General features: G+C 67.1%; 14 protein-coding genes. 8 read left to right on the top strand and 6 right to left on the bottom strand.

Annotated features, from left to right (window positions below; genetic code table 11):
* The first annotated feature begins 454 nt into the window (after positions 1–454).
* The 4 genes from ygfZ to GGQ59_RS10540 all read left to right on the top strand — a co-directional run bounded on the left by ygfZ (position 455) and on the right by GGQ59_RS10540 (position 2,637).
* A complete protein-coding gene (gene ygfZ / locus GGQ59_RS10555) occupies positions 455–1,243 on the top strand; it encodes a CAF17-like 4Fe-4S cluster assembly/insertion protein YgfZ (RefSeq protein WP_183818335.1) in 789 nt (262 codons plus the stop codon).
* Positions 1,240–1,824 carry a DNA-3-methyladenine glycosylase I gene (locus GGQ59_RS10550; protein WP_343074321.1) on the top strand — a complete coding sequence of 195 codons (585 nt, stop codon included), beginning with the start codon at positions 1,240–1,242 and terminating at the stop codon, positions 1,822–1,824. The genes ygfZ and GGQ59_RS10550 overlap by 4 nt, the downstream gene beginning before the upstream one ends.
* A gap of 14 nt (positions 1,825–1,838) precedes the next feature.
* Positions 1,839–2,009: a hypothetical protein gene (locus GGQ59_RS10545; RefSeq protein WP_221400992.1), complete on the top strand. Its 171-nt coding sequence runs from the start codon at positions 1,839–1,841 to the stop codon at positions 2,007–2,009.
* Positions 2,010–2,088: 79 nt separating this feature from the next.
* A complete protein-coding gene (locus GGQ59_RS10540) occupies positions 2,089–2,637 on the top strand; it encodes a hypothetical protein (RefSeq protein ID WP_183818331.1) in 549 nt (182 codons plus the stop codon).
* Positions 2,638–2,649: 12 nt separating this feature from the next.
* Here GGQ59_RS10540 and dusA read toward each other — a convergent pair whose 3' ends face one another.
* Positions 2,650–3,624, bottom strand: a complete 975-nt coding sequence (dusA, locus tag GGQ59_RS10535) for a tRNA dihydrouridine(20/20a) synthase DusA (RefSeq protein ID WP_183818329.1) — start codon at positions 3,622–3,624, stop codon at positions 2,650–2,652.
* A gap of 648 nt (positions 3,625–4,272) precedes the next feature.
* On the opposite strand from dusA, the gene GGQ59_RS10530 reads away from it, so the two are divergent.
* Together GGQ59_RS10530 and GGQ59_RS10525 are read left to right on the top strand one after the other, a co-directional pair.
* Positions 4,273–5,073, top strand: coding sequence for an AcvB/VirJ family lysyl-phosphatidylglycerol hydrolase (locus GGQ59_RS10530; RefSeq protein ID WP_343074324.1), 801 nt, complete (start codon positions 4,273–4,275; stop codon positions 5,071–5,073).
* Between the two features lie 112 nt (positions 5,074–5,185).
* Positions 5,186–6,802 (top strand): phosphatidylglycerol lysyltransferase domain-containing protein, encoded by a 1,617-nt coding sequence (locus GGQ59_RS10525; protein ID WP_183818325.1) that lies wholly within the window; start codon positions 5,186–5,188, stop codon positions 6,800–6,802.
* A gap of 209 nt (positions 6,803–7,011) precedes the next feature.
* Here GGQ59_RS10525 and GGQ59_RS10520 read toward each other — a convergent pair whose 3' ends face one another.
* The 4 genes from GGQ59_RS10520 to GGQ59_RS10505 all read right to left on the bottom strand — a co-directional run bounded on the left by GGQ59_RS10520 (position 7,012) and on the right by GGQ59_RS10505 (position 12,184).
* Positions 7,012–9,129, bottom strand: a complete 2,118-nt coding sequence (locus GGQ59_RS10520) for a TonB-dependent receptor plug domain-containing protein (protein WP_183818323.1) — start codon at positions 9,127–9,129, stop codon at positions 7,012–7,014.
* A 27-nt stretch (positions 9,130–9,156) separates the two neighbouring features.
* Positions 9,157–10,149: a hypothetical protein gene (locus tag GGQ59_RS10515; RefSeq protein ID WP_183818321.1), complete on the bottom strand. Its 993-nt coding sequence runs from the start codon at positions 10,147–10,149 to the stop codon at positions 9,157–9,159.
* Positions 10,150–10,247: 98 nt separating this feature from the next.
* The gene (locus GGQ59_RS10510; RefSeq protein WP_183818319.1) at positions 10,248–11,813 is read right to left on the bottom strand and encodes a M56 family metallopeptidase; all 1,566 of its coding nucleotides are present in this window, start codon (positions 11,811–11,813) and stop codon (positions 10,248–10,250) included.
* Positions 11,810–12,184, bottom strand: a complete 375-nt coding sequence (locus tag GGQ59_RS10505) for a BlaI/MecI/CopY family transcriptional regulator (protein ID WP_183818317.1) — start codon at positions 12,182–12,184, stop codon at positions 11,810–11,812. Before GGQ59_RS10505 ends, GGQ59_RS10510 begins: the two co-directional genes overlap by 4 nt.
* Positions 12,185–12,455: 271 nt before the next feature.
* Between GGQ59_RS10505 and GGQ59_RS10500 the strand changes: the two genes are divergently transcribed.
* Positions 12,456–13,574: an endo-1,4-beta-xylanase gene (locus GGQ59_RS10500; RefSeq protein ID WP_183818315.1), complete on the top strand. Its 1,119-nt coding sequence runs from the start codon at positions 12,456–12,458 to the stop codon at positions 13,572–13,574.
* Positions 13,571–15,076 (top strand): UxaA family hydrolase, encoded by a 1,506-nt coding sequence (locus tag GGQ59_RS10495; RefSeq protein WP_183818313.1) that lies wholly within the window; start codon positions 13,571–13,573, stop codon positions 15,074–15,076. The genes GGQ59_RS10500 and GGQ59_RS10495 overlap by 4 nt, the downstream gene beginning before the upstream one ends.
* Positions 15,077–15,079: 3 nt before the next feature.
* Here GGQ59_RS10495 and GGQ59_RS10490 read toward each other — a convergent pair whose 3' ends face one another.
* Complete coding sequence (locus tag GGQ59_RS10490; protein ID WP_183818311.1) at positions 15,080–16,060, bottom strand: glycoside hydrolase family 43 protein; 981 nt, start codon at positions 16,058–16,060, stop codon at positions 15,080–15,082.
* Positions 16,061–16,063 lie beyond the last annotated feature (3 nt).

Here is a 16,063-nt window from a genome sequence, read left to right as displayed (position 1 = left end):
CGCGGCAGGGCCGACAGCTGACGTCTCTCCTGCCTGCCGCTGCGGGACCACGTGCCGGTCGGCCTGGGTGATGGAATGCATCCCGCCGTATCGGGCCAGACACGCGCCGGGCGAGCTGAAGAACGGCCCCGGCGGATCGCCTCGAGGGAGGTGGAGGGTCCCGTACCGCGCGTTGCGAGGGTTTGGGACCCCTTGCGCCGCAGACAACCTTACCACTCCCCGAACTGCGGCGAGCCGCGCGCGGGACACCCCGGACCATCGTACCACCGCGCAAGCGGACGATGAGCGCTGCCTCGCTTCCGGTCTCGCTGGCGCCCGGGGCCAAAGGCCCGTGCCGCCAGCCAGCGCTCAAGCAGGCGGGCGGTCAGCCCGCCGGTAGCGCCACTAAGAATGCAGCGAGCGACAGCGCCACGAAGAATGTGCATCCCGACCGATCTTCTCTTATCTCTCCGCTATGACCTCGCTTCCCCCCGCCGTCCTGCCCGGCCGCCGTGTCCTGTCGCTGACGGGGCCGGACACCGTGTCCTTTCTGCAGAACCTCCTGACCGCGAACGTCGCGCGGCTTTCGCCCGGCGAAGCGACGCATGCGGCGCTCCTGACGCCGCAGGGCAAGGTGCTCTGCGCCTTCTTCGTCCACAGGACCGAGGAAGGCGTCCTTCTCGACCTGCCGCCCGGCCAGGACGCGGCGATCGGACAGCGGCTCGGCCTCTACAAGCTGCGCGCGAAGGTTCAGATCGAGGCGCGCGGCGACCTCGCCGTCCATGTCGGCGACGAAGGGCCGGACGGTGCCGTGACCGACCCGCGCCTGCCCGCGCTCGGCAAGCGCTGGCTCGCCGGGCCCGCCGCGCCGGAGAGCGACGCCGGCTACGACGCTCGCCGCCTCGACCTCGGCGTGCCGGAGTTCGGGCGCGACTACGAGGCGGGCGCGGTCTTTCCGATGGACGTGAACCTCGATGCGCTCGGGGCGGTCGACTACAAGAAGGGCTGCTTCGTCGGACAGGAGGTCGCCTCGCGCATGTTCCGCAAGGGCGAGGTGCGAAAGCGCAGCTGGCAGGTGCGCGGCGACGCCCTCGCGCCCGGCGCGCCGGTCACGGCCGGCGGCAGCACGCTCGGCGAGGTGACCAGCACGCGGGACGGCGTCGGCCTCGCCCTTTTGCGGGTCGACCGGGTCGCCGCGGCGGCCGAGCCACCGATGTGCGGCGACGACCCGGTGACGCTGACCCCGCCGTCCTACCTTCCGTGAGCGGGCATCCCGACGGCCTGTCCCGCTGCGCCTGGGTGCCGCCGAACGACCCGCTCTACACGCGCTATCACGACACCGAGTGGGGCGTGCCGGAGTACGACGACCGCGCGCTCTACGAGAAGCTGGTGCTCGACGGGTTCCAGGCGGGGCTTTCTTGGCGGACGATCCTGCACAAGCGGGCAGCGTTCCGCGAAGCCTTCGAAGGCTTCGAGCCGGAGCGGGTCGCGCGCTTCGGCGAGGCGGACGTCGCGCGGCTCCTCGGCGATGCCCGCATCGTGCGCAGCCGCACCAAGATCGACGGCGCCATCCGCAACGCCCGCGCCTGGCTCGCGGTGATGGAGGAGGAGAGCTTCTCGGCTTGGCTCTGGTCCTTCTACGGCGGCGAGCCCTGCCGCAACGCCTGGGCGACGACGGCCGAAGTCCCGGCGCAGACAGATGAGAGCCGCCTCATGGCCCGCGCGCTGAAGAAGCGCGGCTTCGTCTTCTGCGGTCCCGTCATCACCTACGCGTTCTGCCAGGCGGTCGGCATGGTGGACGACCACCCCCTCACCTGCTTCCGTCACGGGGCGGCGAGCGCCTGACGGCGGAACGTTCGATGACGGCGCTCGTCGATACGTCTGAACGAAGCAACCTTGGGGAGGATGCGATGGAGGGGGAGAAAGCACGGCAAGGGAAGGTCATCCTTCGCCGCCGATGGCAGCGGATCGTGTTCGTCGGCGGGCTTGCCGCGATCGTGCTCGTGGTGATCCTGCTTCGCCTGACCTGAGCGGAACGGCTCGATTCGCGACTCGGGCGCAGGCTGTGTATGACTCCGGCATCGACCCCGGGCCGGAGGAAGCGGGCGGATGCGCAACATCGTAGTCGGCGTAGCGGGCGCGCTGCTCCTCGGCGGCATAGCGCTCTACCTTGGCTACCTCCTCGCCAGGACGACGAAGGCGGAGGCGCCTCCGCCGGTCGCGGAACAGTCGCCTGCGGCCGCTGCCGGGCCTTCGGCCTCACCGGAAGAGGATGCCTCTCCGCCCGAGGCCTTCTCCGAGCGCATCGGCGAAGCCGCCCTGCCGGGCGGCGCGGGCGGTCGCCTGGGGCCGGTACGGCCTGAGCAGCGTTCGGAAGGGGAACGGGAAGGAGAAGAGGAGACCGGCGTGCCGCCCTCCCCGCGCCTCTTTCAGCGAAACACGAAGCTGACCGACAAACCGGACGGCTCGCCCTACTACACCCAGAGCGAGCGCTTCACGACGGAAGAGCGGGAAAAGCTCGCCTCGAACGCCGCGCCCCGCCCCGCGGCTCCAGTGGGATCCCCACCCGCGCCTTCGCTCTTCGAGCGGACCGGCAAGCCCGGTTCGGGTCGGCACCGGACAGGCGCCGGGGACAGGGACGCATCCCGCATTCGCTGAACGGCGCGCCCCTCAGGCGGCAGCCTGCGCCGCTTCGACCTCGTCCAGCGCATCTAGAAGCACAGGCGATCCGCCCGCCCTCGTCTCCTCCGACAGCCGCCGCCGCCAGGTGCGCGCTCCGGGCTCGCCCGCATAAAGACCGAGCATGTGCCGAGCGTAGCGCCAAACGGGCGTGCCGGTTCGCTCGGCTCGATCTGCGACGGTCCGCACGACCATAGCGCGGCTCGGCGCAGGCACGTTCTCACCGAAGAGCCGTTCATCGACCGACGTCAGCAGGTAGGGCCGCTCATACGCGGCGCGGCCAAGCATGACGCCCGCGAACCGGCCGAGATGCGCCTCGGCCTCGTCCAGCGAGCCGATGCCGCCATTGAGGACGACGTGGAGGTCACGCCGTTCCCGAGCCAGCTGCGCGACGAGTTCGTAATCCAGCGGCGGTACGCTCCGGTTCTCCTTCGGGCTGAGCCCCTGAAGCCAGGCCTTGCGCGCGTGGACGATGAGCGTCTCGCAGCCCGCCCCCGCCATCGCGTCCGCGAAGGCGGGCAAGACCGCGGCTGGATCCTGGTCGTCAACGCCGATGCGGCACTTCACCGTGACCGGTACCGAGACCGCACGCCGCATCGCCTCGACCCCGCGTGCGACGAGGCTGGGATCACGCATCAGGCAAGCGCCGAATGCGCCCGACTGCACCCTGTCCGAGGGACAGCCAACGTTGAAATTGACCTCCTGATAGCCGTACCCCTCCCCGATCCGAGCGGCCTCGGCCAACCGGCCGGCGTCCGACCCGCCAAGCTGCAACGCGACCGGCCCCGCCACGCTTCCAGGATCGAGAAGGCGGTCTCGGTCCCCACGGATGATCGCCTCGTCAACGACCATCTCCGTGTAGAGCCGCGCTTTGCGAGTAAGCAGCCGATGAAAGAACCGGCAGTACCGGTCCGTCCAATCGATCATAGGCGCAATACAAAATCTATGGGATTGATTTAACGGCATTTTCTCAGTAGGAAGAACGGACCAACAGCGAACGTGCACATGGCATGTGCACCTTGTCGACTGCACAGCCTGTTTTCCTTGTTCTTACTTTACATAACTGCGTACGAGAGCGGTGGCTACGGCCCGTTCGCGACCGGCCGGGACGGTGACGTTCGGCAACCTCCTTTAGATCATGAGCTCCGCTCGCACTCCGACTCTGCCTTCGCAAGATCGACTATCATCGTTTCATCGATCGGGAGGACGAGGATTCCTATGAAGTTCGGCGCAAGATGGCGCAGATCGCCGAAGCAGGCCGGGATGTCTTCGCCAACACGACCTAGGCCGCACGATTGCCGGAGAAGGTCCGATCGGCATGGAGGGCTGGACCGGTATACGCGGTAGAGCCGTAACGCGCTCTCAGGGCGCGATCGTCTTGATCGTACTCGGCAGGCCCGCCGGCTTCGGTGGAAGCGTCTGTGATTTGAAGCCGTCGAGATCTGGACCTTAGTCCCTCTAGGTACTGATGCCCGTGTCCCTCGCGACGCTCCTTAGCAGCCTGTGTCACCGATCCGAGTACCGGCACGGCTCGTGAGACGATCGAGCCTCGCACAGACGCGCGCCACCGAAGTCCGCCTCGTTGCCTTTAGCGGACTGGTCCGCGTCGCAGAGATGTTCGGGTTGACTACGACGGACATTCTGTTCCGAGCTTGGGAAGAAGGACGAGCAGCATGTTGGAAGACGGCCACCTCGAGTTGCGGGCCTTCTCGGAGGGTGGCCGAAAGAGGTATGTTGTCGAAGAGTTCTCGGGCCCAGCGCCTCGATCCGCCATCGTTCACTTCACCATCTCGCCGGTCTCTTCCCGTGTCCGCTTCTCGTCCCATTGCCTCTCCCGTTCCGAAGAGCGTTCTGATCCTCTCAGGCGACGGGATCCTGCCGACCTTCTCCTGGGGCCTCGCCCACGAACTCCGGCGGCGAAACGTGTCGGCCGACATCATCGGAGCGTTCGCGCACTTCCTGAAACGACGGAGCGAAGCGTCCCTGGCGAAGCACGTCGCAAGCCGGCTCGAACGCTTCGATGCTACTGCCTCAATTACGCTGGTTGGCTACTCTTTCGGCGCGGTCATCGCCTTCGCGGCACCGCGACTTCCCGATTCGATGAAGCGGCGGATAGAACGTGTCGTCCTCATCGCCCCGGCTACGATGACAGGCTTCCAGTTCCACCCGGCAGGCTGGCTCGACGGACACGGACCCGACGATCTCCCGACCGCTCCGGCGATCGGACGCTTGGTCGAGGAGGGGTTCGAGGTGAGGTTGCTCTACGGCGCCCAAGACCGTGTGCGTGCTCGCGCACCGGATGGCGTCGTCGTCGAAACGGCGACGCTGCCTGGCGGCCACGATCTTGGGAGCCGCTTCCGGTCGATTGCAGAACACGTCGTAAGGCCTTCACGTGAGCGACGCCGCGACTCGTAGACCCCTCGCCCGCACACCGCGGCGATGGGGCGTCCGGGGCGCGCTCCTGGTTCGGCGGAGCGCTGCGGCGCTCGGTCTTGGCCGCTTGCCAGGCATTCTCACGGCTGCGGTTATGGTCCTCGCCCCTGCCGTCTTCGCCGTCCTCAGCTTCGGCGCCGGCGTCATCTTACTTTGGTCGCTCGCCCTCCCCTCACTGCCCGAGGAAGTCGCGCGGCTCGTGCCGGTCGTTCGGGTCAACGCGTCGCACTTCTTCAGCAGCCTCGCCGGCGTGCTTCTCCTCCTCGTCGCGGCTGGCCTCCGGCGGCGATCGCGAAGCGCTTGGACCTTGGCCTTCGGCCTGCTGATCGTTTCGACCGTCCTCAATGCCACCCGTTCAGGCAGCTTGGTGGAGAGCGCGGTTCTCGCGATCCTAGCCGCCGCACTTTGGCTCTCCCGGGGCGCTTTCTACCGGCCCGGCGGTCTGCGCCGAGCGTTGCACGAGCGCGGCTGGTTCCTCGCAGCGATCGCAGCCTTTGCGACCTTCGTCTGGTTGGGCTTCGTCTTCTTCGAAGACGTTCCTTACTCAGACGAGCTCTGGTGGCGTTTCGTCCTCGAAGACGGCGGCGCCTCTCGCTTCCTGCGCGGCGCGGCCGGCGGGGCGATCCTCCTTGCGGGCGTCATCGCCTGGCGCCTCCTCGCACCGGCGCCGCTCGAGGAGGCTCCTCCCCCGCTCGACGAGGACCGGATCCTTCGAGTTCTCGATCGAGCGTCCTTCGGACGGTGTGATGCCAACCTCGTTTGGCTCCGCGACAAGCACCTCTTCTGGAGCGAGAGCGGCGAGACCTTCTTGCAATACGGCGTCAGGGGACGGCGTCTGATCGTAATGGGCGAACCTTGCGGACGAGAGAACGACATCCTTCCGACGCTGCGCGGGTTCCGCGACTTCGCAGACCGGCATGGGATGGAACTCTGCTTCTACTCGGTCGGACGGGACCTCTTGCCAGGCCTCGTCGAGCTTGGCCTCATCATCCAGAAGATCGGCGAGGCAGCCCTCGTTCCCCTCCCGTCATTCAGCCTCGAAGGGAGCGCGAGGAAGCCTCTACGGCAGATCAAGCGGAGAGTGGAGCGGGAGGGCTTTACCTTCCGTATCGCTCCGATCGACGAGGTGCCGGCCCTCCTGCCGAAGCTGAGACCGATCTCCGATGCTTGGCTGGCGCGCCATGAAGGCGAAGAGAAGGGCTTCAGCCTCGGTTCGTTCGACGAGGCATACCTCTCCCGCTTCCCCGTCGCCTTGGTCGAAGGGGCGGACGGACCGGTCGCCTTCGCCAACGTCTGGACCACGACGAGCCGACGGGAGCTTTCGGTCGATCTGATGCGTTATGCCGAGGCGACCCCGCGCGGCGTCATGGACTACCTCTTCACCGAGCTGGCCTTCTGGGGAAAAGAGAACGGCTACGGCGTCCTCGACCTCGGGATGGCGCCGCTGTCGGGCCTCGAAGAGGATCGCTTGGCGCCGCTCCTCTCTCAAGTCGGCGCCTTCGCCTATGAGCATGGCGGGCGCTTCTACGGCTTTCAAGGCCTTCGGATGTACAAGGACAAATTCGATCCGGTGTGGGAACCGCTCTACCTCGCCGCAGCCTCCCGGCTCGGGCTTCCCTTCGCCCTCGCCGACGTCGCTCTGATGACGAGCGGCGGCGTCCGCGGCGTGATCCGCCGGCCCCGTTCTGCGAGCGGCTCCGCCGGCTCTTGATCTGCCTCGGATGCGTGCAGCGCCTGAAGGGCCAACGGCTCTCCATGCCCGGCAAATTCGTCGCTTCAGACCGACGACGCGCAGGTGACCGATCAGTGCCACGTCGCCATGGTCGAACCCGCTCGCCTCGAACCGACAGGCGAAGCAGCTTCGAACTCGAGACCGCCGATCATCGGCTCGACACGCAAGCGGCGCCCGACAGCCAGCGTCTAGAACGAGCCGCTGACAGAGAAGCCGAAGATCGGTCCGATCAGGCGGTCCCGGTCCTCGAAGTAGGCAACGGGGCCCGTTCGGCGTTCTTCGTAAACGATGCGCTCCCAGCGGCTTCGTCCACCGAGGATGTTGTCGACCGAGAGACGCATCGTCAAACCGAACACGTCCTTGTTCTCGGCGAACAGGGCGAACCAGACCGGCCCCTCGTAAAGACGTCCCAGCTCCGTCAAGCGGTATGACTTCGCCGCCCTCTCGTAGTAGAGATCGCTACCCCATGCCCAGTCCGTATGCGGCACGTCATGTCGGAAGTTGAGTTCGATCAAGCGCTGCCGCTCGTCGCTGATGGGTCGGGCTCTACCGGTCAGAGGGTCGTCCAGGCGACTGTCCTGCAGCACGATGAGCGCGTCCAGCTTCATGCCGGGAAGGCCTGCCGGGTCGAGCTGCAGCGTACTCGCCCACTCCGCGCCGCGAATCACGGCGTGGTCGATGTTACCAGGCGATTCACCAGCCTCGCCGATCGGCACGAAGTCGACGATGTCCTGTATCGACTCGGCGTAGACGCGGAGCGTCGTGGAGCCCCAGGGGCCCAGCCCCCTCTTTCCTTCCGCCTCGAAACTCCAACTCTGCTGCGGCACGATGTCGGGGTTGCCCGCGTTCTCGTTCTCTTCGTCGAGATCGACTTGGGCGAGGAAGTCGATGAAGTCGAGCTGCCCCACGGCCCGCTCCGCTCGTAGCGAGATGTCAGTCTTCGCGGACGGTTTCCAGGCGAGGGAGACAGAGCCCTTCGGCCGGAGGAAGCTGCGCTCCTGTCCTCCGTTTCCGATCTGGCGCAGTTCGGAGTACTCAGCGCCGCCCGCAAGCTGAAGGGTGACGCTCGGCGACAGCGGTCGGCCGTAGCTGACGATCGTCTCGTAACGCTCCTCTTCGACCCGGCCGGTCCCCTCCGGGTACGGGACCGCTTCGAACGCGCCGTCAGTACCGAGCACGTAGAGGGCGGAGACGTTGTCGAGGGCGTTGAAGGCGACTTCTCCCGACAGCTGCCAGTCGCCGCCCAACGCCCTCATTCGGTACTCCGCCCGGCCGATCCGCTCGGTGCTGTCGCCCGTGGCCACGAAGCGGTCTCCGGCGAGCGCGCCGGCGAGGGGGCGGGTGAAGATCGTTTGGCGGAACGGCTCGTGCTCGAAGCGGTCGAGCCCGATCAGCTTCAGCCGCCCGGTACCGAGCGAGAACTCCCAATCGCCCCCGATCTCGTAGTCGTAACCGTTCTGCTCGACCACGACGTCCCGATCGCGGTCGTCGCCATCCGGCCTCGTCCGCTCTCCGTACTCGACGTAGTCGTAGTAGAGGCGCCCATAGGAGAAGTTCAGGTTCCCGACGCTGCTGCCCGGGCCGTCGATCGCGAAGCGGCTGCTGATGCGGGGTTGTTCGGCATGGGTCGACCAGACGTCGTCGCGATACTCGACCGGCACGCCGAGAGGCGAAGTGATCACGGTCCCGCCGCCTGCTCCGCTGCGCGAGCTGCGATTTTCGAGGCCTAAGGTGTAGTCGACCGGCCCGAGCGTTCCGCTCAGAGAGAGACTGCCGCGCGTCAGCAGCGGATCGGTGTGGTAGGGCCGCGCCTGTGGCTCCCAGGCGAACTGTCCGTTGATGCGGCCACTCTCGGTCACGACGTTCGCGACCTGTCCCGAAAGGCCCGGGATATCGAGCGTCGCCCCGTCAAGGAGTTCGATCCGCGTGACGGTCGCGGCCGGCACACGGGTAAGCTCCGTGACGACATCGTTGGACTTCGTCGAGACACGCTTGCCGTCGATGAGCACGTTGGTGCTCGCCTGTCCGAGCCCTCTCTCTTCCTCCTCGGCCTGGCGGATGACGAAGCCCGGCACCTGCCGCAGCATGTCGAGCGCCGTTCGCGGCTTGAAGCGGGCGAAGTCCTCTGCCGTGTAGGTCTGGGCCGCCGCGACCTTGCGGGCCTGCGGTGCGGCCAGCGCGGGCACGTCTCCGCTCGGGGCTTCGTCCTGCGCATAAGCAGGCTGGAAGCCGAGGAACGTGAGCGCGGCGAGAGAAGCGCCAAGCGCGCGGTGCCGTTGGTCGAGGGCGCTGCGGTGCGGTGTCATAGGGGCGTCTCGTCGGACGTTGCCGGTTCAGTCACGCTTCTTCATGCGACCCGGGTCGAAGCCCGCGATGCGCATTCGGACGAGTTCGTCCGCGTCGGGCCGCCTCAGCCCTGCCTCCTCGAACGCCTGCACATAGTCCGGATTGACATCGTGGATTCGTAACCTAACGAGCTCGTCCGGCGAGAGGTCGTCATAGCCGAGCGCGGCCATCGCCGCCGCGAACTCAGGCGTGACGCCGTGGATACGCATCGTGACGACCTCTTCTGCCGAGAGTTCGGCGAAGCCAGGACCCATGCCGGCAAGAGCAGCGACGTAGTCGGGTGTCACGCCGTGGATGCTGAGGGCGAGGATCTCGTCCGCAGGCAGCGCGCGAAAGCGTGGGCCGATCTGCGCCATCTTCTCGACGTAGGACGCGGTGACGCCGTGAATGCGGAAGGCGACGAGATCGTCCAGATCGTCGAGTTCGTACCCGGTGGCCGCCAGCTCTCCGGCATAGGCCGCGTCGGCGCCGTGAATCGCGACGGCCATGAGCTGATCGAGGTCCGGGCGGCCAAAGCCGAGGGCCTCGAGTTCCTCGATCATCCGGGTGTCCGCCCCGGCCAACATGAGGTGATACTGCTCGTTCGCATCGGGACGTTCGAGACCGAGCTGTTCGAGCCGGTCGGTAAAGCCGAAATCCGGTTCGAAGATGCATTCACCGCCACCGCGCCCATTCTGTACGCGGCCTTCGCATTCGAGGGCGCCCGGTTCGCGCCGAATGACGAATGCGGTGTCGGTCGCCGATTCCGCCATGAGCTGTTGCTGAGACAGGCCCTCGAGGGCAGCGAGCGGCCAGCTGCGGGTCGTGCTCGACGTGCCGCCGTCGCTGGAGATCTTGCGGATGGCGAGGTCGAGCTCGGATGAGGCATTCTCCTCTCCCATAGGCAGGATACGCCAGTCGATGACTTCTCCTGCGGCGACGGGATGGAACGTTCCGGCGATAAGAAGGCTACTGGCGGCGAGGGTCAGGACGATCTTCATGGCGCTTCTCCCAAAGCTGTCGGTTGACAAGGCTCACCCGTTCACCCGGAAGCGGGCGTCAGGACACGGACGGATCGGATAGGTGGCGGGCGGCGGCCCTAGCGGCTCTCCCCCCGCTTCAGGTCGTCGAGGTCGATGCCGAAGAGAGCGAGTTCGGTTACCTCGTCCACGGTGAGGTCTCGGTAGCCCGCCTCCCTGAAGCTGCGGACGTAGTCGGCGCTGACACCTGCGATCCTGAGGTCGGTGAGGTCCTCAAGGCTAAGGCCCTCGAAGCCCACCTCCGCCATCTCGCGGACGAACGCCGCGTCGACCCCCTGGATCGCTGCGGGCGCAACGTCGCTTGGATCATCGATCGCGATGCCTGCTCGCTTTAACTCGCGAAGGAAGTCGCCGTCGACGCCGTGCATACGGAACTCGATGAGGTCGTCGGTGCCGAGGTCCGCGAAGGCCGGCTCTGCCGCCGCGATCTCGTCGGCATATTCGGGCGTCACGTCGAACATTCTCATCTCGATGAGCTGCTCGACCGAAGGGCGGCGTTGGCGACTGGTCCGCTCGATCCGGTCCGGGCGGGCCTCCGCGTCGGCTTCGGCTTGAGCGGGCTCCCGCACCGAGCGCAACGACGTGGCCGTCGCGTCGCGCCCGGCAGCGACCGACTGAGCCTCGACGGGCGACAACGCTGCGAGCGGGCCGACTACGAGGACCACGAGCGCCGAACAGCCGGCCGTCCAGACGCCGCGGGCGGGTACGCGGGAGAGCCGGGCGTCGAGCACGCGTGCGACGCGCCTCTTCAACGAGTTGCGGCCCGGCGCGACGCCGTGGGCAGCGAGAGCGAGCGACCGGTTCTCGTGCCGTGCCGCGCCAACGAGGAGGCTGGCATAGTCCGCGCCATCGACGTCGGCGCGCAGGACGGCGTCGTCCGCCGCCTCCTCGCGTAGCTGATGCGCCTCCGCCGCAAGCCGCCAGGCGAACGGATTGAACCAGAAGAGCGCCGTCACCAGCCGAGCGATCAGCATGTTGGCCCAGTCGAGCCGCGCCACGTGGGCCAACTCATGCGCGATGATCGCTTCGGCCTCTTCGCGCGCCTCGACAGCCCTCGGATCGAGTAGGATGACGGGACGCATGAGACCCCAACTGACCGGCGAACGGACGTCCTCGCTGACGAGGAGCGCGGTGCCGTCCTTGAAGCCCATGCGCTGCTGCGCGCGAGCGAGCGCCGTCAGCCATGGACCGTCGACGAGGACCGAGGCGCGGGCGCGCAGGGTGAAGAGCCTTGCGACCGCGAGGAGCGTGAGGAGCGCAAGGACGGCTGCAGGCAGTGCGTAGGCGAGCAACCAAATAGCCCCCTGACCCGAGGCGACGGGCGCCGACCTTTGTGTTGCATCGCCGAGAGGAATGCTGGCGCCCTTCGATCCTGGCGGACCATGAACCTCGGTCGGAGGCGACAGGCGCGCCTGACCGAAGGTGGGCGCAGCTGGAAGCTCGACCGTCAGCGCAGGCAGGCGCAGGACGGCGAGCGGCAGGAAGAGAGCGGCAAGAAGGCCCGCATGAGCCACGAAGGACCGCTCTGCGGCGGACCTGCGACGGAGGAGGCGAAGGGCGATCAGAGTGCCTCCCGTCAGGGCCGCCGACTTCCAAGCGAACTCGATGAGAAGATCCGTGGTCATCGCTTCTCCTCCCGCGCCTTCGCGATCATCCGTTCGAGCTCGTCCAGTTCTTCCTCCTCGAGGCCCTGGGACATGCCGAGCAGCGCCGTCGCCGCGCCGGCCGGCGAACCGCCGAAGAAGACCCGGACCACTTGGCTGAGCGCGGAACGGGAAGCCGCCTCCTCGGCGAGGACGGGCGCGTAGAGGTAGCCGCGTTCGGAAGGGGAGCGGCGTACGAAGCCCTTCCGTTCCAGGCGCGAAAGCATGGCGCGGACGGCGGACCCGCTGAGCTCGTCCGGCAGCGCCTCGCGAACTTCGGCGGCAGCCAGCGCGCCCCGCTCGTAGAGGATATCGACGATCTGCCGTTCCCGCGGGGGTAGGCTATCGAGCATGACCGGAACTCCTCACCGCGCCGCATGCGCTACATTTGTAGCTGTGCTACATCTGTAGCGCATGCGGCGCAAGCGGTTTCCGCAGACGGGAGCCTAGGCCGCCGGCCGATCTGCGACGGACAGGGCGGCGGACGGCAGCGCTCGAGCGAGGTGAGAACCAGAGGCTGGTGGAGCCCCTGGCGCACCTAGGATTCCTACTTTCTAGCATTACGTACTGCAATGTGGTCGCCACCTTGCTAGGATGGGCTGCCGCAATCGAACGACCTGCCCTATGCTCGAGACTGACCGACGACGCCTCCTCCAGACCCTGCCGGCCGCCGGCGCCGTTTTGGCAGCGGCGCCGCTCATCGCCCATGGTACCGACCAGGCGGCTTCGGGGCTCGGCGATCTTGCTGCGGCGCGAGGACTCCGGTTCGGCAGCGCGGTCAGGAACACGCAGCTCGCCGATGAAGACTACGTCGCACTCGTTCGGCGGGATTGCAGCGTCGTCGTCGCGGAGAACGCGCAGAAGATGTACGCGATCCTGCCTACGCGCGACGCTTGGCGGTTCGACGAAGCGGACGCGCTCGCCCGCTTCGCCGAGGCGAACGCGCTTGGGCTCCGAGGCCACGCGCTCTTGTGGAACCACCCGGACTACCTGCCGGACTGGCTGACAGACACGGCGTTCGACGGACCGCGCGACACGGAGAGCTTCCTGCGCGGCTACATTGGCAGGGTCGCGGGGCGCTACGCGCCGCAGATCTACGCTTGGGACGTCGTCAACGAGACGTTGGACCCCGAGACCGGTGCCCTGCGTCCCACGCCATTCACGAAGGCAATGGGCCCCCAGGTCGTGGACGTCGCCTTCGAAGAAGCGAAGGCCGCCGCGCCCGGCGCGACGCTCAGCTACAACGACTACATGAGTTGGGAGGACGGACACGAATCCCATAGGGCAGCCGTGCTGCGCCTCCTCGAGCGGATGGTTTCGGACGGCGTGCCCGTGGACGGTCTCGGCATCCAAGGCCACGCGAAGTGGACAGACAGAACGGCCGAGTTCTCCTCCGCGCGGCAGAAGGCTTGGCGCGGTTTCCTGGACGAGGTGACGGGCATGGGACTCGAGCTGTACGTGACGGAGCTCGACGTGAACGACGGCGACGCGACGGGTACGGACACCCAGCGCGACGCGGAGATCGCTGCCTACACGAAGGACTACCTCGACCTGATGCTCGACTATCCACAGACGAAGGAGGTGCTGACCTGGGGCCTCGTCGACCACGACAGCTGGATTCAGGCTTTCGTCGACGAGGGCGAACTGGTCCGCCGCCCCCTCCCCTTCGACGACGCGTACCGGCCGAAGCCTATGTACGAAGCGATCGCGAAAGCGTTTCGCGCAGCGCCGGAGCGGTCATGAGCGTCGCCCCCGCCGCCCTCCGCATACACCCGGACGACAGCGTCGCCGTGGCGCTGCGCCCTCTCTCCGCCGGCGAGACCGTCGAGGTTGCCGGACAGCGTATCGCCCTCTCCCAGGACGTTCCCCAGGGACATAAGATCGCTCTTCGTCCGCACCGGGAGGGCGAACCCGTGACCCGCTACGGTCATCCTATCGGACGAGCGACGGCGCCGATCGAATTCGGTGAGCACGTCCACTCGCACAACTTGGCGACGGCCCTCCAGGCGGGCGGTGAGTACGCCTACGAGCCGCAACCGGCACCTTCGTCTCCCGCTCCCGCCCGGGCCTCGACCTTCCAAGGATACCTGCGTGCGGACGGGCGTGTCGGCACCCGCAACGAGATCTGGGTGCTGAACACGGTCGGCTGCGTCAACGCGACCGCCGCCCGCGTCGCGAAGGCGGGCGCGCAGATCGTCGAGAAGCGGGGCGGCGCCGACGGCGTCCACGCCTTCGCTCACCCCTTCGGCTGTTCCCAGCTCGGCGACGACCTCTCCGCAACGCGCGACGTTCTACGCGGGCTTGCCGTGCATCCCAATGCGGGGGGCGTCGTCCTGATCGGCCTCGGCTGCGAGAACAACCAGCTCGACGCGTTCTTGGACGGCCTGCCCGAGGCGGCGCGCGAACGCGTCGTCCCTTACGCTGCCCAGTCGGTCTTCGATGAGGAGGAAGAGGGCATCCGCGCCGTCGAGACCCTGCTCGAGCGCATGTCCGGCGACCGGCGCGAGACGCGGCCCGCCAGCGATCTCACGCTCGGCATGAAGTGCGGCGGCTCCGACGCCCTCTCCGGCCTGACGGCGAACCCGCTGGTCGGGCGGATGACGGACCGCGTCACGGCAGCGGGGGGAAGCGCCCTACTCACGGAGGTGCCGGAGATGTTCGGTGCAGAGCGTCTCCTCATGAACCGGGCGGAGAACAAAGCGGTCTATGACGAGATCGTCCGTATGGTAACGGGGTTCAAGGACTACTTCGTCCGCCACGACCAGCCGGTCTACGAGAACCCGTCGCCCGGCAATAAGGAAGGCGGTTTGACGACGCTGGAGGAGAAGTCCCTGGGCGCGGTGCAGAAGGGCGGGTCCGCCACCGTGACGGACGTCCTTTCCTACGCACAGCCAAGGCGACGCCCCGGCCTGTCGCTTCTGACCGCGCCCGGCAACGATGCGGTCTCGTGCACCGCCTTGGCGGTGTCCGGCGCGACGGTCATCTTGTTCACGACGGGCCGAGGCACGCCGCTCGGCTTCCCTGTCCCGACGCTCAAGATCGCCTCGAACTCTACCCTCGCCGAGCGCAAGCCGCGATGGATCGACTTCGACGCCGGGCCCGTCGCGACGGGCGAGGCGACGGTGGAGGAAGCCGCAGACGCGCTTTGGGACAAGATCCTGCGCACCGCGTCGGGCGAGGCGGCGCGCAACGAAGAGAACGGCTACCGCGAGATCGCCATGTGGAAGACCGGCGTCACGCTCTGAAGCCTACTCGTCGTAGGCTTCACGGATCCCGTTCAGCGTCTCTCGGTCGATCGGCAACACCGTGCCGTGCCGCGTGCCGTCGGGGAAGGACAATTCGTCCGTGATGTTCTCCCAATGAACGAGGTCGGGCGAGCGTGCGCCCATCATCTGGTGCTCCATATAGGCGTCGTAGTAGACGTAGAACTCGCCATCGATCTTGACCGCGGTCGGGCCCTCGACCCAGACGCCTTCGGGCGTGAACGGCGGCGAGGCCGGGCCATAGGGCCCTTGCGGGTCGGCGGCGATTGCGATGCGGACGTTCTTTTCCGGCTCGGGCCGCTTGGTCTCGTCCTTGACGAACATCACCGTCCGCTCGCCGTCCTGTATCAAGCTCGCGTCGATCGAGACGAAGCCGCCATCGTAGAAGAGTTCCGTTGGCGTGTAGGTCTCGAAGTCCTTCGTCTTCACATAGTAGACGCGGTGGTTGATACCGACCCCGAGGGTCGAGCGGATATCACCCCTATCCTCGGTCTCGGGAAACCGTCCGGGAACGGCCGAGGACCAGAAGATCAGGTACTCGCCGGCTTCTTCGTCGTAGAAGATTTCCGGCGCCCAGGAGTTGAGGGTACCACTACCGCGCATGACCGGCAGCTCGGTTTGGTCCGACCAATGAACGAGATCGTCCGAGTGCGCGATGCCGATGTTGTCTGTCCACCATCCGGTCGTCCAGACCATGTGATAGCGGCCGTCCGGCCCCTGGATGATGCACGGATCGCGCATGAGATCGTCACCGACCTTCGGCTTCAAGACCGAGTCGCCCCCGTTGATGGCGTTCCAGGTCAGGCCGTCCTCGGACCAGGCGAGGTGTAGGCCCGTCTCGCCGTCGTTCCTGAAGGAAGAGAAGAGGTAGACGGTATCGTCGCCGCTTTGCGCCTCGTCCTGCGCGATGGCGGTGCCGAATCCTGCCGCAAGCACTGCGAGCGCAGCGCCGATCGTCCTTTTCATTTC

The sequence above is a fragment of the Parvularcula dongshanensis genome (genome assembly GCF_014199615.1).
In the GTDB taxonomy this organism is placed as follows: Bacteria; Pseudomonadota; Alphaproteobacteria; order Caulobacterales; family Parvularculaceae; genus Parvularcula; species Parvularcula dongshanensis.
The sequence above is the reverse complement of the archived record's forward strand: the minus strand, read 5'-3'. Positions and strand labels throughout refer to the sequence as shown.